Origin of the sequence: Nocardia yunnanensis (assembly GCF_003626895.1) — a bacterium.
GTDB lineage: Bacteria > Actinomycetota > Actinomycetes > Mycobacteriales > Mycobacteriaceae > Nocardia > Nocardia yunnanensis.
On the sequence record NZ_CP032568.1, the window covers coordinates 4060674 to 4085955 of the forward strand.

Sequence of the window (25282 nt, forward strand, 5' to 3'; positions counted from 1 at the left end):
GCGCAGCGAGCGGGTAAAAAACGCAGCCACGAGCGTGCTCGTGCTGGAGCCGAGCGCCAGCGAGGTGGAAGCATGAGCACGCTGCATAAGTTCAAGGCGTACTTCGGGATGGTTCCGCTCGAGGATTACGAAGACGATTACGTCGACGATCGCGGGGCCGTCCGGAGCGCCGATGAGCGTGGCCAGCGTCGTCCCCGGTCCTACGCCGAACGCGACTACGACCGGTACGGCGAGGACCGCTACGACGACGAGCCCGCCTACGAGCCGCCGTCCTACAAGGCCCCCTACCAGCCGGCCTACAGCGCGTCCCGGCGGGACGACTACATCGACGACATTCGCGATCACCGCGAGCGCTACGACGCCGACGACCGCTACGAGCCGTCGCGCCGGCCCACTCGCATCGACACCGCGCCGTCCAGCCGCACCCGGTCCATGGGCGGCAGCGCGCCCATGGTGCGCGGCAGCACGCGCGGCGCGCTCGCGATGGATACCGACGCGGAGCGTCGCATCGAGGATCTGCGGGAGCAGGAGCGCCGGGCCGAGGCGGCCCGCCGTCCCCAGATCTTCGAGGACGGAGGCACCTTGTCCAAGATCACGACTCTGCGCCCGCGCACCTACGCGGAGGCGGCCATCATCGGTGAGCGCTTCCGCGACGGCACGCCGGTCATCATGGATCTGGTCGAGATGAGCAACTCCGACGCCCGCCGCCTGGTGGACTTCGCCGCGGGTCTGGCCTTCGCCCTGCGTGGTTCGTTCGACAAGGTGGCGACCAAGGTCTTCCTGCTCTCGCCCGCCGACGTCGACGTCTCCGCCGAGGAACGCCGCCGCATCGCCGAAAACGGCTTCTACAACCAGAAGTAGGAGAGCCCACTCTCGGGACTCTCGGGGGCACGCCCCTGAAACCCCTGTGGCACGGGGCCGAGCACGCCGCTCGAAGTAAGCCACACCGGGTGCCCGAGAGTTGGGTCGGACCAGAAGTAAACCAAGGCAACGATTTACGTTGCGTCTACGGGGGTTGCGACTTTGTCGCGGGGGATTGTGGGGGAGTCTTGTGCCCGACTTGCCGGGTATCCGAGTGCCACGATGTGTGCCGGTGCGCCGCCCGGGCAGTCATGCGACGACCGTTCAGCTGTGACCGGGGCGATCAGTGTTTCTATTTTGCTGATCATGAGTTCTGAGGCAGAGTGGTGCGGTGGCCCTGTTCCCGGTGCTGAACCTACTGTTGTTCCTCTTCTGGCTGTTGCTGATCAGCCGAGTCATCGTCGAGTTCATCCGCAGCTTCGCGCGAGACTGGCGGCCCACGGGCTTCGTGGTGATCATCCTGGAGGTTGTCTTCACGATCACCGACCCTCCGGTGAAACTTCTGAGGCGTTTGATACCCCCTGTGAATCTTGGGGGAATTCGGCTCGATCTGTCCATTATGGTCTTGCTTTTCATCGTGTTCATCTTGATGACGATCACGGGCCAGGCAGGGCAGTCGATAGCTCAGGTGTGACAGAATGGCCGGAAGAAAAGCTTGCCCAGATCTACCGCTAGATCTCCATACGAAGCGTGAAGGGATCGTTCCATGCCGCTGACCCCCGCCGATGTTCATAACGTCGCGTTCAGCAAACCGCCGATCGGGAAGCGCGGATACAACGAGGACGAAGTCGACGCCTTCCTCGACCTGGTCGAGCAGGAGCTCTCACGCCTCATCGAGGAGAATGCCGATCTTCGCCAGCGCGTTGCCGAGTTGGACGCGGAACTGGCGGATGCCAAGAAGAATCGCGGCCCCGCGGTCCAGACCGTGAAGGCGCCCATCGCGCCGGAGCCCATCAAGGCCGCCCCGCCCGCGCCCCCGGCCCCCATGCCGGCCCCGGCCCCGGTCGCCGCCATCAAGCAGGACGCCCCCTCCGCGGACGCCAATCTGCAGGCCGCCAAGGTCCTTTCGCTGGCCCAGGAGATGGCCGACCGCCTCACCTCCGACGCCAAGACCGAGGCCGAGCAACTGCTCGCCAACGCCAGAGCCAACTCCGAGCGACTGGTCAGCGATGCCCGCACCCGTTCCGAGGCCATGATCGCCGACGCCCGCCAGAAAGCCGAGGCCATGCTGTCGGACGCGCAGACCCGCAGCGATTCCCAGCTGCGCCAGGCCAAGGAGAAGGCCGACGCCCTGCAGGCCGACGCCGAGCGCAAGCACACCGAGATCATGGCCACCATCACCCAGCAGCGCAGCGTGCTGGAGAGCCGCATCGAGCAGCTCAAGACCTTCGAGCGCGAATACCGGGTGCGCCTGAAGTCCTACCTGGAGTCGCAGCTGGAGGAGCTGGAGAACCGTGGTTCGGCGGTTCCGGTCGACGGCGGCGAGTTCGGCGCGGACGCGTCGGGCAACGGCGCACTTCTCAAGGGCAGCAAGTAAAGTCGTACCTACGGCCACCGATGCCACGCCGGACCGGGTGAGAACCGGGGCGGTAGGGCATCGCCGCCAACCTTTCCTGTACTTCGATGGCAGTGCCTCCGATGGCCACCGTCATCGAAGCCCAACGAGGGGATGGTGCACTTGCTCGTAGTGACGCTCGCGCTCGCTGCCATCGGCTTCGGCCTGCTGGTGACCGCACTGACCACCGGTTCGGTGATCTGGGCATGGGGCTGCATCATCGTGTGCGTGATCGGCGCGGTGCTGCTGCTCGTCAGTGCGTTGTCGCTGCGGACCGAAGAACCGGACGCCTCGTCGCGACCGGGCGGCAGACACGCGAAACACTAGCCGCAAGCGTGGGGCGGGTCCGCGGAATAACCGCTGGACCCGCCCCGCTAGTATGAGAACAGCTATACGGCGTTGATCCGGCCATCACCGGGGAGTCTTCGGAAGAACGGCGAGTCCGCTCGCTCAGTAGAACCGAACGGGTGAGCCCGTCACAGCTCGCAACGAGAGGCGCGGTCGCACAAGGGGTTCGGCCCCGGACGGCCGGGCAAGCGGGGTGGTACCGCGGTCGTGACGCACCGGCGTCGCCATCGTCCCCGTGCCCACGATGTTGGCACGAGGAGACGAGAGGCCGCCATGGCGGACGAGACCACCACCCGCACCGCAGCGACATCCGATGCGCGCAGCGCATACCCCCGCGTCGAGCTGAGCAAGACGTCCGGCCAGGTGTCCTTCCCCGAGCTGGAGCAGCGGGTCCTCGACTACTGGGCCGCCGACGACACCTTCCGCGCCAGCATCGAGAACCGTTCCGATGCAGAGGAATTCGTCTTCTACGACGGTCCGCCCTTCGCCAACGGGTTGCCGCACTACGGCCATCTGCTCACCGGATACGTCAAGGATTTGATCCCGCGATTCCAAACCATGCGCGGGAAGAAGGTGGAACGGCGATTCGGTTGGGATACTCACGGCCTGCCCGCGGAAATCGAAGCGGAGAAGCAGCTCGGTATCACGGACAAATCACAGATCGATGCCATGGGTCTGGCGGAATTCAATGCCGCGTGCAAATCCTCGGTACTTCGCTACACCAACGAGTGGCGTAACTATGTGACCCGCCAGGCGCGGTGGGTCGACTTCGACAACGACTACAAAACCCTCGACCTCGACTTCATGGAATCGGTCATGTGGGCGTTCAAGTCGTTGTACGACAAGGGGCTGATCTATCAGGGCTTCCGGGTGCTGCCCTACAGCTGGTACGAGCAGACGCCGCTGTCGAATCAGGAGGCGCGTCTCGACGACTCCTACCGCATGCGCCAAGACCCGGCCGTCACCGTGGACATGGTGCTGCGGGTTCCGGCCGAGCATCCGCTGCACGCCCTCGACGGCGCGAACGCCCTCATCTGGACCACCACGCCCTGGACCCTGCCGTCCAACCTGGCGATCGCGGTGCATCCGGACGTCACCTACGCGCATCTCGAGGCCAAGGACGGCAAGCGGTATGTGCTTGCCGCCGAGCGCGTCTCGCATTACGCGCGGGAGTTCGGCGAGGAGCCGACGGTGCTGTCGGAGCATTCGGGCGCGGCGCTGGCGGGCCTGGACTACCTGCCGCCGTTCGACTTCTTCCGCGGCCACCCGCACGCGCATCGAGTCCTGAACGCGGACTACGTGACCACCGACTCCGGCACCGGCATCGTGCACCTCGCACCGGCCTTCGGTGAGGAGGACATGGACGTCGCCACCGCCAACGGCATCGAGATCGTGCAGCCGCTGGACGCGGGCGGCAAGTTCACCTCCATGGTGCCGCCGTACGAGGGACTGATGGTCTTCGACGCCAACCCGGTCATCATCAAGGACCTCAAGGCCGCCGGAAAGCTGTTGCGGCACGAGACCATCGAGCACTCCTACCCGCACTCGTGGCGTTCGGGCCAGCCGCTGATCTACATGGCGGTGCCGTCCTGGTTCGTGGCGGTCACCAAGTTCCGCGACCGCATGGTGGAGCTCAACAAGGAGATCACCTGGGTTCCCGAGCACATCCGCGACGGCCAGTTCGGCAAGTGGCTCGAGAACGCGCGCGACTGGAACATCAGCCGCAACCGGTACTGGGGCGCGCCGATCCCGGTGTGGATCTCCGACGATCCGGCCTATCCGCGTGTGGACGTGTACGGCTCGCTGGATCAGATCGAGCACGACTTCGGGGTGCGGCCGACCGACCTGCACCGGCCCATGATCGACGACCTCGTCCGCCCGAATCCCGATGACCCGACCGGGAAGTCGATGATGCGGCGCACCCCGGAGGTGCTCGACTGCTGGTTCGAGTCCGGGTCCATGCCGTACGCGCAGGTGCACTACCCGTTCGAGAACAAGGAGTGGTTCGAGGGCACCTCCGACAGCGCGCCGCACAGCCCCGGCGATTTCATCGTCGAGTACAACGGTCAGACTCGCGGCTGGTTCTACAACCTGCACGTGCTCTCGACCGCGCTGTTCGACCGGCCGGCGTTCAAGTCCGTTGTGGCGCACGGCATCGTGCTGGGCGACGACGGCCTCAAGATGTCCAAGTCCAAGGGCAACTACCCGGACGTCAACGAGGTCTTCGACCGCGACGGCTCCGACGCCATGCGCTGGTTCCTGATGGCGTCGCCGGTGCTGCGCGGCGGCAACCTGATCGTCACCGAGCGCGGCATCCGCGAGGGCGTCGGCCAGGCGCTGCGGCCGCTGTGGAACGCGTGGACCTTCCTGCAGCTCTACGCTTCCCAGCCCGGGACCTGGCGCACCGACTCCGAGCACGTGCTGGACCGGTACATCCTGGCCAAGCTCGCGCAGACCCGCGACGTGATGACCGACGCCCTCGAGGTGTACGACATCGCCGCCGCCTGCGACGAGCTGCGCACCTTCGCCGACGCGCTCACCAATTGGTATGTGCGCCGGTCGCGTTCGCGCTTCTGGGAGGAGGACCGCGACGCCATCGACACCCTGCACACGGTGCTCGAGGTGACCACGCGGCTGGCCGCGCCGCTGCTGCCGCTGCTGACCGAGGTGATCTACCGCGGTCTCACCGGCGCGCGGTCGGTGCACCTGGCCGACTGGCCGGCCGCCGACGAGCTGCCGCACGACGCCGCGCTGGTGTCGGCGATGGACGAGGTGCGCACGGTCTGCTCCACGGTGCTGAGCCTGCGCAAGGCCCAGAACCTGCGGGTGCGGCTGCCGCTGTCGGAGGTCACCGTGGCCGCGGCCGACGCCGAAAGCCTGCGTCCCTTCGTGGATCTCGTCGCCGACGAGGTGAACGTCAAACGCGTCGACCTCACCACCGACGTGGCCGCGCACGGCCGCTTCGAACTCGTGGTGAACGCGCGCGCCGCCGGCCCGCGCATCGGCAAGGACGTGCAGACGGTGATCAAGGCCGTCAAGGCGGGGGAGTGGACCGAGGCCGCCGACGGCACCGTCACCGCCGCCGGAATCGCCCTGCTCCCCGAGGAATACACCCAGCGCCTGGTCGCCGCCGAACCCGAATCCACCGCCGCCCTGCCCGGCAACGCCGGTCTGGTGGTGCTGAATTCGGTCGTCACCGAGGAACTCGAGGCCGAAGGCTGGGCCCGCGACCTCATCCGCGACCTCCAGGAAACCCGCAAATCCCTGGGCCTGGACGTCTCCGACCGCATCACCGTGGTCCTCGACGTCCCCGCCGACCGCCTGTCCTGGGCCGAAACCCACCGCGACCTGATCGCGGGCGAAATCCTCGCCACCGCACTGACTTTCGGTGCGACGGCCGCGGACGCCCCCGAAATCGCCGGCGGCGTGCGGGCCTCGATCACCAAGGCGTGACCCGATAGTCGAAGGGGCGGAACCGAACCGGTTCCGCCCCTTCGCCCTAGCGTCAGGCACTCGGCCTGGGCCGCAGCCCCTCGAGGATGGGGTCGACCAAGCTCGCGACTTCGAGCACCTCGCCCTGACCGAGGAGGAAGCGCAGATAGACCGGGCCGTACAACATGTTGGTCAGGGTCTGCATGGGAAGATCGTCGCGGATCTGGCCCGCGCGCATGGCGGCTTCGAGGCGGCGCGCGGCATTGCGCGCCCTCGGCTCGGTGAAGGTCTCCCGGACGGTCTCCAGCAGTTTCGGATCGTGCTGGGCCTCGGCGATGACACCGCGATAGACGCAGCCGACGTCCCCGGCGAGCATGCGCGACAGTCCGGCGATCTGGGTCTTCAGGTCGGCGGCGATGTCCCCGGTATCGGGAAAGTCGGTGGCGGAACCGATCTGGTCGTTGATGGCCTCGAGCGCGATCGCGCCCTTGGAGGGCCACCAGCGGTAGATGGTCTGCTTGCCGACGCCGGCCTTGGCGGCGATGGCCTCGATGGTGAGCTTGCCGTAGCCCTTGGCGACCGCGAGTTCGAAGGTGGCGTCCAGGATCGCCTGATGCGATTTGGCGCTGCGCAGTTCTGGATTCGGGTGCTGGGCCATGAGGTCAGTCTACCGCTGAAACGAGACGGAACGTCTCGTCTTGACAGGGGTGCGAGGGCGGCCTATTTTGATGAGACGAGACGGACCGTCTCGCAGAAGGAATCGGGATCTCGGTCGCTAGGAGCGAACAATGACCACCCTCACCACTACCGTCACCACTCCGGTCGTGAATGTCGCTGCCCCCGCCGCGGTTCCGTCGGTGCATCGGCGGGCGCTGATCACCTGGCTGGCCGTGTACCCGACCATCACCCTGGCGTTGGCCGTGCTCGGACCGCTGATGGCGGGACTGCCGCTGGTGGTGCGCACCTTGCTGCTGACCGTCGTCGTGGTGCCTACCACCGCCTATCTGTTGATTCCGATGCTGACCAAGGCCAACCACCGGCTGAGCCTGCGCATCGGCCGCGCACGGTGAGGTGAGCTCGGGACACGCCGGGGCGGGTTCTCTTGTGGCGTGTGTTGCCGGTGCGATAGAACGGCTGATAGCTAGCTAACGGCTTGGCCGATGTCGTCCTCGCGGTGTCGGGCTTCACCCCGCGGTATCACCGATGAGGGGGCGCGTATGGCTCGCAGGCAGCTTCACCGTTTCGCATCTCTGCTCACCACCACCTCGGCCGTGGCGATCGCCATGACCCTCTGGGCGGGACTCGGCCACGCGGACAGCGGGTCCGCCTCGGGGTCAGCGTCCGGCAGTGCCTCCGGGTCGGCGTCCGGCAGTGCCAGTGGTTCGGCGCAGATTCCCCTCGCCAGTCCGCGTGCCGTGGTCGCGCTGGGGCTGGCCACCACCCAGGTCGGCAAGCCCTACCGCTGGGGTGCCGTCGGGCCGGACGCCTGGGATTGTTCGGGCCTGGTGCAGTGGGCTTTTCGCAGTGTCGGCATCGATATGCCGCGCACCACCTATCAGCAGGCCGACGCCGGGCTCGAAGTGCCTTACGGCGCACTGCAACCCGGTGATGTCGTGGTCCTCAACGACGACGCCTCCCACGTAGGCATCTACGCGGGAGGCGGCAATATCGTGAACGCGTACGACTGGGGTGTGCCCGTCGGCCTGACTCCGCTGAGCCGGTTCGACATCTACTCCATTCGCCGGTTCTACTGAAACGTCTTACTCGACAACGAGTTCCACGGGAATGTTGCCCCGGGTGGCCTTCGAGTACGGGCACACCTGGTGGGCGGCCTCGACCAGCTCGCGGCCCTTCTCGTTCTGCAGTTCCTCGGGCAGCTCGACGCGCAGCACGACGGAGATGCCGAACCCGGTCTCCTCCTCCTTGTTCAGGCTGACGTCCGCGGTCACCGAGGCGTCGCCGAGCGTGACGCCGGCATTGCGGGCCACGACCTGCAGCGCGCCCGCGAAGCAGGCCGAGTAGCCCACGGCGAACAGCTGCTCCGGATTGGTGCCGTCACCGCTGCCGCCGGCCTCCTTGGGCTGGGCCAGCTTCAGGTCGAGGTAACCGTCGGAGCTGACCGAGCGGCCTTCGCGGCCGACGGAGGTAGCGGACGAGGTGAAAAGCTTGGGCATTGCGATCTCCTAGACAGACTTGTCTGTACCGACGGTGTTCAGAGTAGACAGACCTGTCTGCTATCGTCAATACCGACACCCGACCGGGGAAGGAGTGCAGTCCGCCATGAGCGAAGCGCGTGATCGCCTGCTGGACACCGCGACTCGGCTGTTCTACGCCGAGGGCATCCACACCGTCGGGATCGATCGCATCATCGCCGAGGCGGGCATCGCGAAGGCCACCTTCTATCGGCACTTCAAAACCAAGGAAGACCTGGTCGTCGCCTACCTGGTGCGCGAATACGCCCGCCAGCGCGAGATTCTGGAGGCCATTCCGGGGCAGGGGACCGACTCCATCGTCGGCATCTTCGACCGCCTCGGGCAGCTCAGCTGCGAGCCGGGCTTCCGCGGCTGCCCGTTCCTCAATGCCGCTGTGGAGTTCCCGAATCCGGACCACGCGGTGCGCGCGGTGGTCGACGACTACCGCGGCTGGTTCCGCGATCTCATGGCCGACCGGCTGCGCGCCGCCGGGCACACCGACATCGACGACGCCGCCCGCGTGCTGCTGATGACCCGCGACGGCGTCACCATCAGCGGCGGCGTGGGAGACGGCGATACGGTCCGGGTGGGCATCCGGACCGCCTTGTCGCAGTTGGGTATTCGGTCGTAGTCGGGTATTCGATAGCGGCGGCGAATCAGACGCCGACCGCCTCCTCCATCTCCTCCTCGGCCGGATCGTCCTGCGCGGCGACCGGGGCCGGTTCGATCGGTGCGGCCGGGACGGGTGTGACCGCTGCTGGCGCGAGTTCCGTTGCCGCCCGCCGCTTCTCGGACAGACCCGCCACGATCATCAGCAGCACGCCCGCCGCGAACCACAGCACCAGGCTCGCCATCCGCCCGCCCAGTCCGGCGCCGTCGAAGTAGAGCAGCCCGCGCGCGCCCTCCACGAAGCCCGCGCCGTTCCAGAAGTGGTGCAGCGTGCCGAAGAAGTCGTTCTGCAACCACGGGCTGTAGACGCCGCCGGAGCTGGTGAAGTTGAGCATCACGAACAGCACCATCATGGCCAGCGTGGTCCAGCGCTCGAGGAAGGTGTGCGCGCCGATGCCGATGGCCAGGATGCCGGCCGAGTACAGCCACGACATGCCCCAGATCGCACCCAGATCGTGGTCCACCACGTGGAAGACCGGGCCCGCCAGCGCCAGTCCGATCAGGCTCACCAGCAGCGAGGTCACCAGGCCGATCACGCCGCGCTGCCACATGGGCAGCCCCGCGCCCGCCGCGCCGATCGCGGCCACGCTGCCGTAGGAGCCGATGCTCAGCGCCACCAGCAGGAAGAAGATGCCCTGCGCGGTCGGATCGCCGGAGCTGGGGGTGGTCACGTCGGTCACGGTCAGCGGCGCGTTCTGCAAGCCCGCAACCTGGCCGAAGACGGCCTGGGCGGCCATGGCGGTGGTGTCGGATCCGGCCTTGGCGACCAGCAATTCGGGTTTCTGCGCGTCGGGCACGTACGCCCCGGCGAGGTCGCGGTGGCGCAGCTTGCTCATCGCGTCGTCGCGGCTGGGCACGGTGATCACGTCGAGGGCATTGCCGCCCTTGTCCTTGAGGCTCTGGGCCAGCACCTTGACCTGCGGGCTGTCGCCGACCACGGCCACCGCGAGGTGATTGGGCTCGGGCTGGTGGAACGCGCCGAGATAGGCCAGCCCCATGCCGAGGCACATGAGCAGCGGGGTGAGCAGGTGGGTGACGACGTGCCGGATCTGATGCGAGGCCATCGGTTCGTTCTCCAAGGGGTCGGGGTTCGTTCTCCAATAGTTGGTAAATGCAACCAAGTGAAGTTGTAGTCTACAACCATGGAGAGGGTTCCCGCATTCCCCGGCCGGGCCGGTGCGATCGAGGTCATACAACGCGAGCTCACCGCGTTCGCCCGCCGCGCCCGCGGCCGCGCCACCGAACTGCATCCGGAGCTGTCGCTGGTGGCGTCGAGCATTCTGGATCTGGTGATCGAGCGCGACGGCTGCCTGGCCGCGGACCTGGCCGGGCACTTCCACCTCGACAAGTCGACGGTCAGCCGCCAGGTGGCCGCGCTGGAACGGGAGGGCTACCTGGCGCGCGACGTCGACCCGGCCAACCGCCGCAACCTGGTGCTGCGGGCGACCGCGGAGGGCAGGCAGGTCGCCCGCGCCGCCGCCCGCCGCCGCGCCGCCGCCTTCACCGAACGCTTCCGCGACTGGGACGACGCGGACATCGAGCGCATGGCCGAGTACCTGGTCCGCTACAACGCCGCCGACGAATGACGCGGTGGCTCAATCGTGGTCGGGCAGGTCCATGCCCTTGGCCAGGATCGGCCAGGACGCCCGCAGCGCGTCCTGCCAGTAGCCCCACGAATGGGTGCCGGGCTTGGCGATGTCGAAGGTCGCCGGGATGTCGAGGTCGTGCAGCTTGGTTTTGAGATTGCGCGCGCACCAGTCGCTGGCCGCCTCCAGGATGCCGCCGACCAGAAGCTGTTGCGGCAGACCGCCGTCCGCCGGACCGAGGGTGCGCACGTCGGCCACATTGTCGTGGCGGCCGGGCAGGCCGGAACCGTTGGACACGTAGATTCCCATGCCGCGCAGGTCTTCCGCGTGCACGTAGGGGTCGTTGGCGGCCCATTCCGGATCGTCGGAGGGGCCGTACATGTTCACCGGATTGCCGCCGCCGATGCCCACCACCACATCGGCGAACTTCTGCCCGATCGGATCGCTGATCTGCGCGCATCCGCTGTAGGCGGCGACCGAGCGATACAGGCCGGGCCGGGCGATCGCCAGCTGCAGCACCGAGGTGCCCGACATGGACATGCCGGCGATGGCGTGAATCCCCGTGGTGTCCAGGGCCGCGTCGATCAGCGGGGGCAGCTCCTCGGTCAGGAAGGTCTTCCACATGGGCTGCCCGAGTTTCGGATCTGGGGCGCGCCAATCGGTGTAGTAGGTGAACGCGCCGCCGATCGGCATCACCACGTTCACGTTCTTGTCCCCGAAGAACTGGGCGGAGTCGGTGTTTCGCTTCCAGGTCGCCGTATCCTGGCCGCCGCCCGCGCCATTGAGCAGATACAGCACCGGCCGCGGCCGCGAGGCGTCGGCGGGCCGCTGCACCTCGACCTGGATCTCGCTGTTCATGGCCGCCGAGCGCACGTGCAGGGTGAGGTTGCGGGCGTCGTGCACCTCGAAGGCGGTGATGGCCGAGCCGTCCTCGGACAGCGGCGTGGCCGCCAGGGTCGCGGTGCTGGTGACCGGGTCGGGAGGGGCGGCGACTGCCGGTGCGACGGGCACGACGAGGGTGACCGCAGTGACCACAGAACAACTTGCCGCCGCGAGCAGTGCCGCTCGGGTGCCCAATCCGCCTAGCAAAACCGACCTTCGATCCACGGGTGTCCCGACCCAGCAGGATGATCGCCGAAACAAGCCCCTATGTTTCGGGTTTCGACAATATCGGTCCTGGCGTGGTTGTGGCGCAAGGCACTTGTGCGCCGATCGGCGCGCCGGGTCACGCGGCGGTGACTACTCCGCGACGAGTTGACGCAACAGCGGACCGTACTCCGGATGCGCCAGCGCCGAGGCGAATTGCGCGGTCAGATAGTCGGCCGGATTGCCGGTGTCGTACCAGCGACCCCGAATGACCTGGCCGTACACCGGATTCGAGGCGGCGAAGATATTGATGGCGTCGGTCAGGTACACCTCGCCGGTGCGGTGGGTGTACCAGTCGTCGACCTGCCGGCGCAGCTCGGCGATGATGCCGGGGGTGACCACATAGCCGCCGATGGCCGCGTAGGCCGACGGCGCGTCGGTGGTCTTGGGCTTCTCCTTGAGACCGCTGATGCGCATCAGGCCCTCGTCGACGGTCTCCTCCACCACCGGCACGCCGTAGCGCTGCGATTCGGCCGGATCCATCGGCATGAGCGCCAGCACCGGCGCGCCGGTCTTCTCGTAGGCGTCCACCAGCTGCTGGGCGCGCGGCACCTCGGCGACGAAGACGTCGTCGGGCCACAGCACCAGCATGGGTTCGTCGCCGAGGGTGCGGGCGGCATTGAGCACGGGGGTGCCGTTGCCGTAGGGGCCGTGCTGGTCGAGATAGGTGATGTGCCCGGCGCGCCCGAGTTCGCCGACCTCCTCGACGGCGTCGGCGTAGGCGGCCTTGCCGTCGGCGCGCAACTGCGCCACCAGCGCCGGGTTGGGGCGGAAGTGATCCTGGATCAACGACTTTCCGCCGCTGACGACGATGGTGATGTCGGTGATGCCGGAGGCCACGAGTTCGCGCACGGTGTGTTCGATGACCGGCTTGTCGCCCACCGGCAGCATTTCCTTCGGGATCGCCTTGGTCAGCGGCAGCAGTCGCGAACCGATGCCTGCGGCGGGGATCACGGCCTTGCGAATCGTCATGGCTCGATCATCACACACGGGAACGAACGGACCTGTCGGTAGCCGCTTGTAGATTTCCCGGTGTGAATACGTCCGCCGATTCCACGAACCCGGGCATCGTGCCTGGTGGAGACAGTGGAACCCGGGCCGCGGGACAGCGCCGCTGGGTGCTGCACATCGATATGGACGCCTTTTTCGCCTCGGTGGAACAGCTCACCCGCCCGACCCTGCGCGGGCGCCCGGTCCTGGTGGGCGGCATGGGCGGGCGCGGCGTGGTGGCCGGGGCCAGCTACGAGGCGCGCGTGTTCGGGGCGCGCTCGGCCATGCCCATGCATCAGGCGCGACGGCTGGTCGGCGGCGCGGCGGTGGTGATCCCGCCGCGCGGGGTGGTGTACGGCGAACTCAGCGGGCAGGTGTTCGAGACGCTGCGGGCGAAGATCCCGGTGCTCGAGACGCTGTCCTTCGACGAGGCGTTCGGCGAGCCCGCCGAACTCGCCGGCGCCACGCCGCAGCGAGTCCTCGAATTCTGTGAGGAGCTGCGCCGATCCGTGCGCGAGCGCACCGGCCTGGTCGCCTCGGTGGGCGCGGGCAGCGGCAAACAGCTCGCCAAGATCGCCTCCGGACTGGCCAAACCCGATGGCGTGCGGGTGATTCCGGCGACCGAACAGGACCGGTTCCTGTCCGCGCTGCCGGTGCGCAAACTGTGGGGCATCGGCCCGGTCGCCGAAAGCCGTTTGCGCTCACTGGGAATCGAGACGGTGGGGGCGCTGGCCGCGCTGCCGGAATCCGAGGCTTCCTCGATCCTGGGCGGCAGCATCGGGGTGGCGCTGCACCGCCTGGCCCGCGGCATCGACGACCGGCCGGTGGCCGAGCGCGCCGAGGCCAAGCAGATCAGCGCCGAAACCACCTACGAGACAGACATTCTCACCCTCGCCCAGCTGCGGCCCGCCATCGAGGGGATGGCGGCCGCGGCGCATCGGCGGCTGGCGGCCGACGGGCGGGCGGCGCGCACGGTGGTGCTGAAACTCAAACGCGCCGATATGAGCATCCTCACCCGTTCCTCGACGCTGCCCTACGCCACCGAGGATCTGATCACCCTCACCGCCGCCGCCCAGCGCTCGGCCCTGGATCCGGCGGAGATCGGTCCAATTCGCCTGGTGGGCGTGGGTTTCGCGGGTTTGTCGGAAATTCGGCAGGAGTCGTTGTTCCCGGAATTGGATCAGACCGTCGCCCCGGACGGCGTGGTGTCGGAGGAGCCGGTGTTCGCGGTGCCGGAGGCGCCGGAAGCGGTGGTGCCGCCCGCAACTCGCTCCTATGCCGTCGGAAACTGGTATCCCGGGCTCGATGTCGAGCATCCCGACTACGGGCACGGCTGGGTGCAGGGCGCGGGCCACGGCGTGGTGACCGTGCGCTTCGAAACCCGTTCGACGGGACCGGGTCCGGCGCGCACCTTCGCCGCCGAGGACGCGGACCTGCGCCGCGCCGACCCGCTCGCCAGTCTGGAATGACTTCGGTGGCGCGGGGTGTGACCCACGTCGGCCTGCGGTGATACCGCTGCGGCATATTTGCGCCAATTATGAGGATTCAGACTGAAAATGCCGCGCCATCACGGACGAAGGCGGTTTCCGTGACGCGGCGTTGGTAGTGTCGCCAGTCGTGCGGCGCCCCGGGGTTTGGGTATAGCTGTCACATTGTCGAACGGACCTACTCGAACGCAAAGGACGAGCAGTTGAAGTTTCAGAAGACTGGACGCATCGCGGTCGCCGCTCTGGCCGTCGTGACCGTACTCGGGCTGTCGGCGTGTGGCAGCGGTGACAAGAAGGACAGCAAGCCCGCCAAGACCTCGACCTCGCAGACCACCTCGGCCGCGCAGGGCAACTACCCGCCGGCCCCGAGCGCGGCGGATCTGAACGCGGAGCTGCAGAAGGCGCTCGACCCGAGCGTGCCGGACTCGGAGAAGCTGGACATGATGCAGGGCGTCGCGGCCGACCCGTCGCTGCCCAGCCGCCTGGCCGAGGCATACAAGCAGAACAACGCCACCATCACCGTCACGAATGTGACCGATCTCGGCAACGGCACCCTCACCGCCGACGGCACCATCGCCGTCAACGGCGGTCAGCCGCAGCAGGTCACCGTGCCGTTCGTGGCCGAGGACGGCAAGTGGAAGGTCCAGAAGGAGTGGATCTGCAACGCGCTGCAGCTGGCCAACCAGACTTCCCCGGCCTGCACCAGCTAGTTCTCGCGGGACCGGCCCGGCATCGCGCGCGATGCCGGGCCCGGACGGGGAGGGGATTGGCTGTGAAGGTGGACAGGGGGGAGCGGCGGATGGTGAGTTCCGCTTAGGATCGTCGGTCGTGACCGACGTGTTGGAGAAGGCGGGGCAGGATTCCGCCGGGAGTGCTGGTGCTGAACCCGAGAGACGGATTCGAGGGGGATGGGCCCGGCCGCTCGCTCTGATCGCCGGCCTGGTGGCGGTGCTCGCCGCACTGGCGGTGCCATTGCTACCCGTGAAGGTCGATCACACGATTGTGACTTGGCCGCAGGGCAATTCGACGCAGAGCATCGAGGCTCCGCTGGTGTCCTACGCACCCCTGACCTTCGATGCCACCATTCCCTGTACGGCGGTGACCCAGTTGGGGGCCAAGGGCGGCACGCTCGCCGCCACCGCGCCCAATGGCGCGCCGGATCTCGAACGCTACGGTTTCGTGGCCCGCGTCACCGCGGCCGCCACCGCCGACGGGGTGAGCACCCCCGGCAAGCTCGAGGCGATCACCCATCACAAGACGCTGGTGAGCATTCCCACCGATCAGCTGCCGGCGGGCTGCGCTCTCACCGTCCACTCGGATATGACGGCCACCACCGCCACCCTGACCGGCGCCACGGTCGCCCCGGTCACGCTGAACGGTGATTACCGCCCGCAGCTGGTCGGCGTGTTCAGCGATCTGACGGTCTCCGACGGCGCCACGGTCACCGCCCAGGTGGACTCCCGCTTCACCTCCACGCCGAGCACTCTCAAGCGCGTCGCCATCTGGACCGCCATCCTCGCCACCCTGGTCGCGTTGTTCGCGCTGCACCGGCTCGACCGCCTCGACGGTCGCCGCAGCCGCCGCTTCCTGCCGCGGCACTGGTGGAGTCTCGAGCCGGTCGACGCGGTGGTGCTCGGCACGTTGATCCTGTGGCACTTCATCGGCGCGACCACCTCCGACGACGGCTACCAGTACGGCATGGGCCGCGCCTCGATCCACGCCGGGTACATGGCCAACTACTTCGGCTACCTGGGCGTCCCCGAAACCCCGGTCGGCACACCGTATTACGACCTGATCGGCCATATGGCGCAGATCAGCCCGGCCAGCATCTGGATGCGCCTGCCCGCCCTGCTGTGCGGTATCACCATCTGGCTGGTGCTCAGCCGCGAGGTGATTCCCCGGCTGGGCGCGCGCATTCGGCGCGACCGGATCGCGGTGTGGACCGGTGCGCTGGGCTTCCTGGCCGTCTGGCTGCCCTACAACAACGGTCTGCGCCCGGAACCGCTGGTGGCGCTGGGGCTGCTGCTGACCTGGGTGTCGGTGGAGCGCGCGATCGCGACCGGCCGGCTGCTGCCGTACGGGAGCGCCATCACCGTCGGCGCGTTCAGCTGTACCGTCGGCCCGTCCGGCATCATCTGTTTCGCGCCGCTGCTGGCGGGTGTCCGCCCGGTGTGGCGGATCATCGACAGGCGCGCAAGCGAATTGAGCAGGCCCGTGCCGCCGGGCGCGAGCGGTCTCACCGTGCTGCGCGCCCGTTTCGGCGCGTACCTGACCCTGGCCGTGCCGTTGCTGGCGGCCGGCGCGGTGGTGCTGTCGATCATGTTCGCCGATCAGCCGCTGTCGTCGATGTTCGAGATGCGCCGCGTGCACGATCTCATCGGACCCAATGTGCACTGGGACGGCGAATACATTCGCTACCAATACCTTTTCATGCCGACCATCGACGGCTCGCTGGCGCGGCGCTTCGGCATGCTGGCGTTCTGGATCGGGCTGCTGGTCTGCACGTTCGTGCTGTTGCGCAAGGGCGGCCGCATCCCGTTCACCGCGCCCGGACCGGTGAAACGGGTACTGGGCACCGGCGTCGGCGTGATGCTGCTGATGATGACCACGCCCACCAAGTGGACCCACCACAACGGCATCTACGCCGGCATCGCGGGTGTGGTGGCGGTGCTGGCGGCGGTGGCGGTCGGACCGCGGGTGCTGCGCTCGCCGCGCAACCGGGCCCTGTTCGCCGCGGTGATGGCTTTCGTTCTGGCGGTGAGCTTCTCGAGTTTGAACGGCTGGTGGTACGTCTCCAACTGGTCCATCTCGTGGAACGACAAGTCGCCGGTGCTGGCCGGGATCGGCTTCGACAAGATCTTCCTGGCGCTGGCCCTGCTCCTGCTGGGCTTGGCCGGCTGGTTCCACATCCGCGCGCCGCATCGGCCCGGGCCGCACCGGATCTCGAAGGCGGGCTGGCGTTTCGTGGCGTTGCCGCCGCTGACGGTCGCGGCCGCGTTCATGGTGCTGTTCGAGGTGGCCTCGCTGGCCAAGGGCGCGATCGTGCAGTACCCCGCGTACTCGCTGGCGCGTTCGAATGTGGACTCCCTGCTCGGCAAGCCGTGCGGTCTGGCCAATGACGTCCTGGTGGAACAGGATCCGAACAAGGGCATGCTGAAGCCGATCGACGGCGACGCCCTGGGCACTTTCACCGCGAACGCGATCGGCTTCTCCCCCAAGGGCGTCGGCGATCTGCGCGCCGACGACGAGGCCGACAACGGCGGCAACGTGGCCAGCGCGGTCAGCGGCCGTTCCAGCACCACCGTGGACGGAACCACCACCGCGCCACTGCCTTTCGGGCTGGACGCCAACACCCCGATGCTGGGCAGCAACAACAGCGCCGAGTCGGTCTCCACGCTGACGACGGGCTGGTACAGCCTGCCCGCGCAGGATCGCGCCGGCATCATCGCCGTCACCGCGGCCGGGCGGATTCGCTCGGTGGACAAGGACGGCGTCGTCACCCCCGGCCAATCGGTCGAGGTCGAATACGGCGTGCCGGGTGCCAATGGCGAGGTGGCCGCGCAGGGCCGGGTCACCCCGATCGATATCGGTCCCGCGCCGAGCTGGCGCAATCTGCGGGTGCCGCTGAGCGAGATCCCGCCGCAGGCCACCGCGATTCGCCTGATCGCCGAGGACCGCGACAGCGACGCCAAACAGTGGGTGGCGCTGACCCCGCCGCGGATTCCGCAGACGGTCACGCTGCAGGACTTCGTCGGCAAGGACAAGCCGGTCCTGCTGGATTGGGAAGTGGGCCTGCAGTTCCCGTGCCAGCGGCCGTTCGATCATCTCGACGGCATCGCCGAGGTGCCGGACTACCGCATCCTGCCCGACCGGGGCGGCGCGGCCATGACGACGCTGTGGCAGAGCCACGACGGCGGCGGCGCGCTCGGCTGGAGTTCGATGCTGCTCAAGCCGGTCACCTACGCGACCTTCCTCAGCGACGACCCGCGCCGGGACTGGGGCGAACTCCAGAAGCTGGAGCGGATCGACAATTCCGCGCAGACCGCGAAGCCGGTCGTGACGACCGACACCCGCTCGGGCCTCTACAGCCCCGGACCGATCAACGTCACCGGCTGGCAGTAGCCCCACACAGCGATCCGCCCCCGTCTCCACGCCGGAGACGGGGGCGGATCACGTTGGCGGCCTGGTGATCTAGGGTCCGGCGGCTCCGCGCAGCTTGCGCACCTGCGCCGCGGTCATCGCGCTGAGCTGCTGCGGATCGGGTTCCTTGGAATCGGAGTAGGCGATCTGCACGACCGTCGACCCGACCAGGGTGATGCTCACATCGGTGTAGAGCGTGAGCCCGTCGCTGGTGGTGCGCACCTGGAACGACGCCGACCCGTCACCGGCCTGCGGCTGGGTCAGACCGCCCACCTGGAAGTCGACCTTGGTGTTGTCGGCGTCCTTGCCGGAGTACCTGGTGCAGCCGCGCACCAGCTGCTGCGCGGCCGAGAACGCCTGCGCGGCACCGCCGTTGGCGTAGGACGCGGCATCGACGTCCACCGACGCGAAATTCTGTCCCGCGAACTGCGCCGCCGCCTGCGCGGCCGCGCCCGGCGCCTGCGCGGCGATGGCGGCCAGCACGTTGGCGCATTGCGGCGGATCGGTTTTGCCGCCCGCGCCCCCGGTATTGCCCGGCGGCGGATCGTCGAGCGGGGTGAATCCGGCGGGCAGCTGCGAGGCGTCCAGCAGGTTCGAGCGCAGCGTGTACTGGTCGGGAACCGCTGCGCCGCCGGGCGTCCGGGCCGGTTGCACGGTCGGTCCCAGGCCGGGCAGCGCGGGCGCGGAGTCCTTGTGGTTGCCGCACGCGCCGACGGTCAGCGCGACCGCGCCCGCCAGCAGCGCGAACCGTGTCACGCTCCCCACTGCACCTCCGTGCGCAGGGTCTGGCGCAGGGTCACCGCGCTGTTCGGATCACGGTAGGTCTGATTGCCGCCGACCTGGACGCTGCCGGAAACCGGTAGCGGCAGGCCCAGATCCACGGCGATGGTGCCGGTGCCGTGCATGAGGTAGTCGACGATCTCGAGCTGGCCCGCCTCGTTGGGCAGATGCCAGACAGTCGATTTCGGGGTCTGCGTCACATTCAGCTCGATGCTGAGCTGGTTGCCGTCGCGGGCGGTCAGCGTGCAGGTGGTGACCTGCTCGAGCGGCACGCTGCCGGAAACCTGTTGCCGCACCGTCCACACCGAGCCCACCCCGACCGGCTCCGCCGGGAACGCGATGGACTGGTACACCGCCTGATAGAACGCCTGCTCGAGGGCGGCGCGCGCGGTGTCGGGGGTGGAGGGCTTGGGCGCCAGCTTCAAGGCGGTGATCGCGCCCAGTTCGCTCACGTCGAATCCGACATGCGAGCCGTCGGCGGGCAGCAGCGCCTTGGCCAGATTGGGATCGGAGGAGGTGACATTGCCGAGGGTCAGTTCGACGCCGTCGTTGCCGGCCTGCGCGGTCAGCGGAATGGTCATGGCGGGCGGCGAGATGTCGCGCAGCGCCTGACTGTTGATCTGCTGCTCGACATGATGGTCGGTGCTCAGCGTTACCTGCTGGGTGGTGCCCGGCTCCAGCGTGCGCCGCAGCGAGCCGCGGGGTTCGGCGCCCGGATCGACGATGGTGGTGGTCACGGCCTCGATGGGCATGGTGACCTCTTTGTTGACGCCCACCGGCTCGGTGCCGTCGGATTCGACCGTGCGCTCCCCGGTATCGCTGCACCCCACTCCGAACGCGGTCAGCGTCATGGCGAGAACCAGCAGCAGCACCCCCGAGCGCGCGGTGCGGGCGCCCGGTCCGCGCCGCGGCGGGCGCGGGGCGCCCGGACAGCGTGCGGTGGCGTGCGCCGAGCTGGGGGAGGAAGACAACACCGTCACGTCGAACAGGTTACGGCGCGTACCTGAAAAACAGCTGGGATCACGACACCGGCGGAGTCGGCTGTCGGGGATAGGGAATGATGACAGGCGTGAGTACCGACCGGCCGCGCGAATCCGGCGCCGAGGAACCCGACACGTCGCCAGCATCGGCACCCGACACGTCGCCCGCAACCGCACCCGATTCGTCGCCCGCGACGGAGGACGCCGCCGCGCCTCAGCCGCGGCGGCTGCGCGCCCTGCTGATCATCGCCGCGGTGCTGCTCGGACTGGATTTGCTGACCAAGACCATCGTGGTCGCCACCATGACGCCCGGCAAGCCGATCTATCTGATCGGCGACTGGGCGCGGCTGACCCTCTACCGCAATTCGGGCGCCGCCTTCTCCATGGCCACCGGCATGACCTGGCTGCTGACCCTGATCGCGGCGGCGGTGGCGATCGGTGTCATCCGCATCGGCCGCACCCTGCGTTCGCTGCCGTGGGCCATCGGGCTGGGCATGGTGCTGGGCGGGGCGCTGGGCAATCTCATCGATCGCCTGTTCCGCGCCCCCGGCCCGCTGCAGGGGCATGTGGTGGATTTCGTGGCGGTCGGCTGGTGGCCGGTGTTCAATGTGGCCGATTCGTCGATCGTGTGCGGCGCGGTGCTGCTGGTGGCCTTGACGGTGTTCGGGTTCGAACCCGACGGCACGCGCATGCACCGGCAGCAGGCGGCCTCGAACACGGAGGGGGAGACGGCATGAGGGAAACTCGCAGCATGCCCGTGCCGGACGGGCTGGACGGCATGCGTGTCGACGCCGGACTGTCGCGGCTGCTCGGACTTTCGCGCACCGCGGTGGCGACCATGGCCGAGGAGGGCGGCGTCCAGCTCGACGGCGTCGCGGCCGGCAAGTCGGATCGGCTGACGGCCGGGGCGTGGCTGGAGGTCGAATTCCCCGAGCCCAAGCGGGAACTCACGGTGGAGGCGACGCCGGTGGAGGGGATGAAGATCCTCTACGCCGACGACGACATCGTGGCCGTCGACAAGCCCGTCGGGGTGGCCGCGCACACGGGTGTCGGCTGGAGCGGGCCGACCGTGGTGGGCGGGCTGGCGGCCATGGGCTACCGCATCTCCACCTCGGGAGCCCATGAGCGGCAGGGCATCGTGCACCGGCTCGACGTCGGCACCTCCGGGGTGATGGTGGTCGCCCAGTCCGAGCACGCCTACACCCAGCTCAAGCGCGCGTTCAAATACCGCACCGTGGAGAAGCGCTATCACGCTCTGGTGCAAGGACATCCGGATCCTTCCAGCGGCACCATCGACGCCCCGATCGGCCGGGCGCGCGGCAACGACTGGAAGTTCGCGGTCACCGCGGACGGCCGGCCGTCGGTCACCCACTACGACACCGTCGAGGCGTTCCAGGCCGCGAGCCTGCTCGACATCCACCTGGAAACCGGTCGCACCCACCAGATCCGCGTGCACTTCTCGGCCGTGCGCCACCCCTGCTGCGGCGACCTGACCTATGGCGCGGACCCCCGCCTGGCCGAGCGCCTGGGGCTGGAACGGCAGTGGCTGCACGCCCGCCAGCTGGGCTTCAACCATCCGGCCGACGGCCGCTGGATCGAGATCACCAGCGAGTACCCCGCCGACCTCGAACACGCCCTCGACGTCCTGCGCGCCCACTGATCGGAGCCCCGCGGTGGCCACCCCGACGCTGCGGCGCGCCGGAATCGGCGCGGCCGCAGCCCTGTTCGCGATCCTGATCGTCGTGCTGGGCTGGGCCGTCCCGCCCCGCGCCGCCATCATCTCCACCGACCGCCTCGGCCCGGAAAGCGGTGAGCCGGTCGCCGACTACCTGACCCGGGCCCGAAAATCCCTGGAAGGCAACGACTCCGCCGCCCATTGGGCGCTGCTGTCCTTCGATGCCGGCATCACCGCGGACCGCATCCCCGAATTCACCGGCGGCCTGCGGATCTCGGAGGTCGTCTACCACGTCCCCGTCGATCGCGTCGCGACGCCGATCATCACCATCGGCGTCCCGGCCGGCATCGACACCGCCGTCGCCTCGGTGAAAGCCGCTGCCGCCCAAATGGAATCCACCGCCACCTACGACGACCGCTCCGGCCAGGTGAAAGCCCTGGTCGCCGTGCGGCTGCGCGCCGACTGCGCCTGCGCGGTCGGCATCGTTCTCGCGGGCCCGCTCACCGAGCTTCGAAACCTCGCCTCCCACAGCGGAATCCGCGCCGTCGAAGCCCTCCCCGCCGATGCGTCCGCCGGTGTCTTCGCGGTGTCTCCGCTATTGCCCGAACAAACGGTCTCGGCCAGCCCCAGCCCCGACGACGGCCCCGTCCCCCAGAACTGACCCGATGCTGCCGGCCGCTACGTCGCGGGGCGCAGCTGGGCGATGGCCCGGATGTCGCCGTCGACGGAGAACCAGACGGTGACGGCGTCGTCGACGCGGTCGGCGTGGATGTCGAGCGCCTCGCCGTAGCGGATGGGCTTGTTGTACTCGAGGACGAAGCGGTGCGGGCCGGCGAGGAGATCGGTCGTGTCGGCGGTGAATTCGTGCACGGCGTGCCAGTAGGCGGTGTTGGTGATGTGCTGGAAGTGGTCGGTGTCGGTGCGGCGCAAGGGGAACCGGGTGCCGGGGGTCGCGGGCAGGGGCGCGTCGAGCCATTGCTTCCAGCGCAGGCGGCGGTCGTCGGTGGTGGTGCACATGAGGTCGAAGAACTCGTCGGCGACGCGGGAGGGGCTCATGGTGTCCTTGTTCATGTGGATCCAGAAGCCCTCGGTCTCGACGAGACCGCCGGTGTCGGAGTCGATGCGGACGCGCATGGTGCACCAGCGCGGGGAGATGCCCGAGCACCAGCGGCGAATGCGCAACTGGGCGGGCCAGGTGATCGGGCGCAGCACATCGATGACGGTGCGCCGCACGATCCAGTGCGGATGGGATTCGAGCGCGCCGGTGTGCACGAGGTGATCGACGCCCGCGTCCTGCAGGTGACGGGCGATGCCGTCGATGCGCAGATGCTGGTTCTCGTCCATGTCGACGGTGCCGAGGCGCCGGGTGACGTCGAAGATGTGACCGGTCGCAGGCACGGGGGCCAGCGGCAGTTCCAGCGGGGACGCGGTGGGGGTGGTGGGGGTGGTGGGTCGATCTACGAGCTGGTTCATCATCGGCAGAACCTCCGGATCTTCCATCCGAGTGGCGGGGAGGGCGCGCTTGAACGATAGTGCAGAACCCGTAAAGACGGCGGCCGGCCGGATCGGCGTGCCCGCGCGATGAGTACCGTCGTGATAGATCGATGGGGACGCATCGTGGACGCATCGGAACAGAAGAGGCGAGCGCAGATGGATTTGACGCCGGAGCAGGCCGACCGGGCCGCCGGGGTATTGCTGGGCACGGCGGCGGGCGACGCGCTGGGCGCGGGCTACGAGTTCACCCATCCCGGCCCGGACGTGGAGATCCGGATGAAGGGCGGCGGCGCGTTCCGATGGGCCCCGGGCGAGTGGACCGACGACACCGCCATGGCGGTCGCGGTGGCGCGCGCGGCGGCGGCGATCGGCGACATCTGCTCCCCGGCGGGTTTGGACGCGGTGGCCGCGGAATTCGTCGCCTGGTGGGATTCCGGGCCGAAGGACATCGGCAATCAGACCCGCCAGGTGCTCGAACACCGCGATACCGGCGGGCGCGCCATGCAGATGCGCGCGCACGATCTGCCCGGCCTCAAGGCGGGCAATGGTTCGCTCATGCGGACCGCGCCGGTGGCGCTGGCCTATCTCGACGATCCCGAAAGGTGCGGGAAGGCAGCCAAACTCGTCAGCTCCCTGACCCACTACGACATGCAGGCCATGCAGGCCTGCAAGCTCTGGACCCTCGCCATCCGCCACGCCGTCCTGCACGGCACCTACGACGGCCTGCGCGACGCGCTCTCGCAGGTCGACACCGGCTTCTGGGAACCCTTGCTGGACAAGGCCGAATCCGGCGGCCCCGCCGACTTCGCCAACAACGGCTGGGTCGTGCACGCCCTGCAGACCGCGTGGTGGGCCATCACCCATGCCGAAACCCTGCCCGCCGCACTGGAACTGGCCGTGCGCGCGGGCGGCGACACCGACACCACCGCCGCCATCGCGGGCGGCCTGCTCGGCGCCCGCTGGGGCGCCTCGGCCATCCCGGCGGAATGGCTGTCGCTGCTGCACGGCTATCCGGGGCTGGGGGCCGAGGATCTGACCGCCCTCGCCCGCCGCATCACCGAACGCTGACCGCGCCCGAATCCCTCAGTCCGGCAGGCGAACCACGCCGTCCAGGTACCGCCGGCAACGGCCGGTGAGGCGCACCCGATCGCCGGACAGCGCGCAGCGCAGCGCGCCGCCGCGGCGACTGAGCTGGCGGGCGTCGAGCGTGGTGCGGCCGAGTTCGCGACTCCACAGCGGGGTCAGCTGGGCGTGCGCGGAACCGGTCACGGGATCTTCGGGAATGCCCTGACCGGGCGCGAAAACCCGGGAGACGAAGTCGACTTCGTCGCCCTCCGCCGTGATGATCGCGGCCCGCTTCATGGCCGGGAAGGCCGAGAAGTTGGGGTGGGAGGCGCGCACCTCGTCCTCGGCGGTCACGAACAGCACCACATCGGTGCCCTCGAAGGCGCGCAGCGGGCGCACGCCCAGCGCGTGCGCGAGCCGGCGCGGAATATCCTCGTGCACATCGATTTCCACCGAGGACACCGACGGCAGATCCAGCACCAGATCGTCACGATCACGATCCACCCGCAGCCAGCCGCTGCGCGTGAAGAAGTGGACGCGATCCGCGCCGGGATGCATATCGTCGAGAATCTGCGCCGCGGCCGCCATGGTGGCGTGCCCGCACAACTCGACCTCCACGGTGGGCGTGAACCAGCGCAGGTGGAAGGCGGGCGAGTTGTCCGGCGGCGCACCCGCTTCCGGCGGCAGCGCGGAAGTATAGAAGGCGGTCTCGGCGAGATTGTTCTCCTCGGCTAGCCGCTGCAGCAGGTCGTCGGGCAGCCACGACAACAGCGGCATGACGGCCGCGGGGTTGCCGGAGAACGGCGCGTCGGCGAATGCGTCGAGCTGATGCAGCAGGACCTCCATGGGGCACAAGGTACCTGCGTTCGCATCGCCTGCCCA

Annotated in this window: 25 protein-coding genes; 16 read left to right on the top strand and 9 right to left on the bottom strand. The window is 68.6% G+C overall.

The genetic code is table 11. From position 1 onward, the window contains the following. Positions 1–72: 72 nt before the first annotated feature. The 5 genes from D7D52_RS19040 (at position 73) to ileS (ending at position 6217) form a co-directional block, all read left to right on the top strand. On the top strand, positions 73–861 hold the full coding sequence (locus D7D52_RS19040; protein ID WP_120738270.1) for a cell division protein SepF: 789 nt from the start codon (positions 73–75) through the stop codon (positions 859–861). A 331-nt stretch (positions 862–1192) separates the two neighbouring features. Further along, a complete protein-coding gene (locus D7D52_RS19045; protein ID WP_120738272.1) occupies positions 1193–1495 on the top strand; it encodes a YggT family protein in 303 nt (100 codons plus the stop codon). Between the two features lie 72 nt (positions 1496–1567). Further along, positions 1568–2398 carry a DivIVA-like cell division protein Wag31 gene (wag31, locus tag D7D52_RS19050; RefSeq protein WP_120738274.1) on the top strand — a complete coding sequence of 277 codons (831 nt, stop codon included), beginning with the start codon at positions 1568–1570 and terminating at the stop codon, positions 2396–2398. 141 nt (positions 2399–2539) lie between these two features. Further along, positions 2540–2743, top strand: coding sequence for a hypothetical protein (locus D7D52_RS19055; protein WP_120744248.1), 204 nt, complete (start codon positions 2540–2542; stop codon positions 2741–2743). Between the two features lie 294 nt (positions 2744–3037). After that, positions 3038–6217 (top strand): isoleucine--tRNA ligase, encoded by a 3180-nt coding sequence (ileS, locus tag D7D52_RS19060; RefSeq protein ID WP_120738276.1) that lies wholly within the window; start codon positions 3038–3040, stop codon positions 6215–6217. Between the two features lie 52 nt (positions 6218–6269). Here the strand turns inward: ileS and D7D52_RS19065 are convergent, their stop codons facing one another. Continuing rightward, on the bottom strand, positions 6270–6854 hold the full coding sequence (locus tag D7D52_RS19065; protein ID WP_120738277.1) for a TetR/AcrR family transcriptional regulator: 585 nt from the start codon (positions 6852–6854) through the stop codon (positions 6270–6272). A 130-nt stretch (positions 6855–6984) separates the two neighbouring features. Between D7D52_RS19065 and D7D52_RS19070 the strand changes: the two genes are divergently transcribed. Continuing rightward, positions 6985–7266: a putative antibiotic biosynthesis monooxygenase gene (locus D7D52_RS19070; RefSeq protein ID WP_120738279.1), complete on the top strand. Its 282-nt coding sequence runs from the start codon at positions 6985–6987 to the stop codon at positions 7264–7266. Positions 7267–7413: 147 nt separating this feature from the next. Then, positions 7414–7950, top strand: a complete 537-nt coding sequence (locus D7D52_RS19075; RefSeq protein ID WP_425464549.1) for an NlpC/P60 family protein — start codon at positions 7414–7416, stop codon at positions 7948–7950. Positions 7951–7956: 6 nt separating this feature from the next. Here D7D52_RS19075 and D7D52_RS19080 read toward each other — a convergent pair whose 3' ends face one another. Beyond that, on the bottom strand, positions 7957–8370 hold the full coding sequence (locus D7D52_RS19080; RefSeq protein WP_120738281.1) for an organic hydroperoxide resistance protein: 414 nt from the start codon (positions 8368–8370) through the stop codon (positions 7957–7959). A gap of 106 nt (positions 8371–8476) precedes the next feature. On the opposite strand from D7D52_RS19080, the gene D7D52_RS19085 reads away from it, so the two are divergent. Then, complete coding sequence (locus D7D52_RS19085) at positions 8477–9019, top strand: TetR/AcrR family transcriptional regulator (protein ID WP_120738283.1); 543 nt, start codon at positions 8477–8479, stop codon at positions 9017–9019. Positions 9020–9044: 25 nt separating this feature from the next. On the opposite strand, the gene D7D52_RS19090 is transcribed toward D7D52_RS19085, so the two are convergent. Then, positions 9045–10121: an ABC transporter permease gene (locus D7D52_RS19090; RefSeq protein ID WP_120744250.1), complete on the bottom strand. Its 1077-nt coding sequence runs from the start codon at positions 10119–10121 to the stop codon at positions 9045–9047. A 78-nt stretch (positions 10122–10199) separates the two neighbouring features. Here D7D52_RS19090 and D7D52_RS19095 point away from each other — a divergent pair, with 78 nt between their 5' ends. Beyond that, a complete protein-coding gene (locus D7D52_RS19095) occupies positions 10200–10643 on the top strand; it encodes a MarR family winged helix-turn-helix transcriptional regulator (protein WP_120738285.1) in 444 nt (147 codons plus the stop codon). Positions 10644–10652: 9 nt separating this feature from the next. On the opposite strand, the gene D7D52_RS19100 is transcribed toward D7D52_RS19095, so the two are convergent. Together D7D52_RS19100 and D7D52_RS19105 are read right to left on the bottom strand one after the other, a co-directional pair. Continuing rightward, entirely contained in the window at positions 10653–11678 is a 1026-nt protein-coding gene (locus tag D7D52_RS19100) for an alpha/beta hydrolase (protein WP_246023150.1), read from the bottom strand. Between the two features lie 204 nt (positions 11679–11882). After that, positions 11883–12761: a UTP--glucose-1-phosphate uridylyltransferase gene (locus D7D52_RS19105; RefSeq protein ID WP_120738289.1), complete on the bottom strand. Its 879-nt coding sequence runs from the start codon at positions 12759–12761 to the stop codon at positions 11883–11885. Between the two features lie 161 nt (positions 12762–12922). Between D7D52_RS19105 and D7D52_RS19110 the strand changes: the two genes are divergently transcribed. From D7D52_RS19110 to D7D52_RS19120, 3 genes are all read left to right on the top strand, one after another. After that, entirely contained in the window at positions 12923–14248 is a 1326-nt protein-coding gene (locus D7D52_RS19110) for a DNA polymerase IV (RefSeq protein ID WP_120738291.1), read from the top strand. 221 nt (positions 14249–14469) lie between these two features. After that, positions 14470–14976: a WKL family lipoprotein gene (locus D7D52_RS19115; RefSeq protein WP_187703010.1), complete on the top strand. Its 507-nt coding sequence runs from the start codon at positions 14470–14472 to the stop codon at positions 14974–14976. 118 nt (positions 14977–15094) lie between these two features. Then, positions 15095–18388, top strand: coding sequence for an arabinosyltransferase domain-containing protein (locus D7D52_RS19120; protein WP_246023151.1), 3294 nt, complete (start codon positions 15095–15097; stop codon positions 18386–18388). A 69-nt stretch (positions 18389–18457) separates the two neighbouring features. Here D7D52_RS19120 and D7D52_RS19125 read toward each other — a convergent pair whose 3' ends face one another. After that, positions 18458–19162, bottom strand: a complete 705-nt coding sequence (locus D7D52_RS19125) for a hypothetical protein (protein ID WP_120738297.1) — start codon at positions 19160–19162, stop codon at positions 18458–18460. Next, entirely contained in the window at positions 19159–20166 is a 1008-nt protein-coding gene (locus D7D52_RS19130; RefSeq protein ID WP_246023152.1) for a hypothetical protein, read from the bottom strand. Before D7D52_RS19130 ends, D7D52_RS19125 begins: the two co-directional genes overlap by 4 nt. A gap of 77 nt (positions 20167–20243) precedes the next feature. Between D7D52_RS19130 and lspA the strand changes: the two genes are divergently transcribed. Genes lspA through D7D52_RS19145 form a run of 3 tightly spaced genes read left to right on the top strand, consistent with a single transcriptional unit; the run spans position 20244 to position 22502 of the window. Then, entirely contained in the window at positions 20244–20903 is a 660-nt protein-coding gene (gene lspA, locus D7D52_RS19135) for a signal peptidase II (protein ID WP_120738299.1), read from the top strand. After that, on the top strand, positions 20900–21826 hold the full coding sequence (locus tag D7D52_RS19140; protein WP_120738301.1) for an RluA family pseudouridine synthase: 927 nt from the start codon (positions 20900–20902) through the stop codon (positions 21824–21826). Before lspA ends, D7D52_RS19140 begins: the two co-directional genes overlap by 4 nt. A gap of 13 nt (positions 21827–21839) precedes the next feature. Then, positions 21840–22502 (top strand): hypothetical protein, encoded by a 663-nt coding sequence (locus D7D52_RS19145; RefSeq protein WP_246023154.1) that lies wholly within the window; start codon positions 21840–21842, stop codon positions 22500–22502. A 17-nt stretch (positions 22503–22519) separates the two neighbouring features. Here D7D52_RS19145 and D7D52_RS19150 read toward each other — a convergent pair whose 3' ends face one another. Next, positions 22520–23314 (bottom strand): acyl-[acyl-carrier-protein] thioesterase, encoded by a 795-nt coding sequence (locus tag D7D52_RS19150; protein ID WP_162958405.1) that lies wholly within the window; start codon positions 23312–23314, stop codon positions 22520–22522. A gap of 177 nt (positions 23315–23491) precedes the next feature. Between D7D52_RS19150 and D7D52_RS19155 the strand changes: the two genes are divergently transcribed. Further along, entirely contained in the window at positions 23492–24403 is a 912-nt protein-coding gene (locus tag D7D52_RS19155; protein WP_120738303.1) for an ADP-ribosylglycohydrolase family protein, read from the top strand. A gap of 15 nt (positions 24404–24418) precedes the next feature. Here the strand turns inward: D7D52_RS19155 and D7D52_RS19160 are convergent, their stop codons facing one another. Next, the gene (locus D7D52_RS19160; protein ID WP_120738305.1) at positions 24419–25246 is read right to left on the bottom strand and encodes a PhzF family phenazine biosynthesis protein; all 828 of its coding nucleotides are present in this window, start codon (positions 25244–25246) and stop codon (positions 24419–24421) included. Positions 25247–25282: the final 36 nt, after the last annotated feature.

Bases quoted from the DNA above. Each gene is read 5' to 3' on its own strand.
- D7D52_RS19040 (WP_120738270.1), top strand. From the start codon at position 73: ATGAGCACGCTGCATAAGTTCAAGGCGTACTTCGGGATGGTTCCGCTC.
- wag31 (WP_120738274.1), top strand. From the start codon at position 1,568: ATGCCGCTGACCCCCGCCGATGTTCATAACGTCGCGTTCAGCAAACCG.
- ileS (WP_120738276.1), top strand. From the start codon at position 3,038: ATGGCGGACGAGACCACCACCCGCACCGCAGCGACATCCGATGCGCGC.
- D7D52_RS19065 (WP_120738277.1), bottom strand. From the start codon at position 6,854: ATGGCCCAGCACCCGAATCCAGAACTGCGCAGCGCCAAATCGCATCAG.
- D7D52_RS19070 (WP_120738279.1), top strand. From the start codon at position 6,985: ATGACCACCCTCACCACTACCGTCACCACTCCGGTCGTGAATGTCGCT.
- D7D52_RS19075 (WP_425464549.1), top strand. From the start codon at position 7,414: ATGGCTCGCAGGCAGCTTCACCGTTTCGCATCTCTGCTCACCACCACC.
- D7D52_RS19080 (WP_120738281.1), bottom strand. From the start codon at position 8,370: ATGCCCAAGCTTTTCACCTCGTCCGCTACCTCCGTCGGCCGCGAAGGC.
- D7D52_RS19085 (WP_120738283.1), top strand. From the start codon at position 8,477: ATGAGCGAAGCGCGTGATCGCCTGCTGGACACCGCGACTCGGCTGTTC.
- D7D52_RS19090 (WP_120744250.1), bottom strand. From the start codon at position 10,121: ATGGCCTCGCATCAGATCCGGCACGTCGTCACCCACCTGCTCACCCCG.
- D7D52_RS19095 (WP_120738285.1), top strand. From the start codon at position 10,200: ATGGAGAGGGTTCCCGCATTCCCCGGCCGGGCCGGTGCGATCGAGGTC.
- D7D52_RS19105 (WP_120738289.1), bottom strand. From the start codon at position 12,761: ATGACGATTCGCAAGGCCGTGATCCCCGCCGCAGGCATCGGTTCGCGA.
- D7D52_RS19110 (WP_120738291.1), top strand. From the start codon at position 12,923: ATGGACGCCTTTTTCGCCTCGGTGGAACAGCTCACCCGCCCGACCCTG.
- lspA (WP_120738299.1), top strand. From the start codon at position 20,244: ATGATGACAGGCGTGAGTACCGACCGGCCGCGCGAATCCGGCGCCGAG.
- D7D52_RS19140 (WP_120738301.1), top strand. From the start codon at position 20,900: ATGAGGGAAACTCGCAGCATGCCCGTGCCGGACGGGCTGGACGGCATG.
- D7D52_RS19150 (WP_162958405.1), bottom strand. From the start codon at position 23,314: ATGAACCAGCTCGTAGATCGACCCACCACCCCCACCACCCCCACCGCG.
- D7D52_RS19155 (WP_120738303.1), top strand. From the start codon at position 23,492: ATGGATTTGACGCCGGAGCAGGCCGACCGGGCCGCCGGGGTATTGCTG.
- D7D52_RS19160 (WP_120738305.1), bottom strand. From the start codon at position 25,246: ATGGAGGTCCTGCTGCATCAGCTCGACGCATTCGCCGACGCGCCGTTC.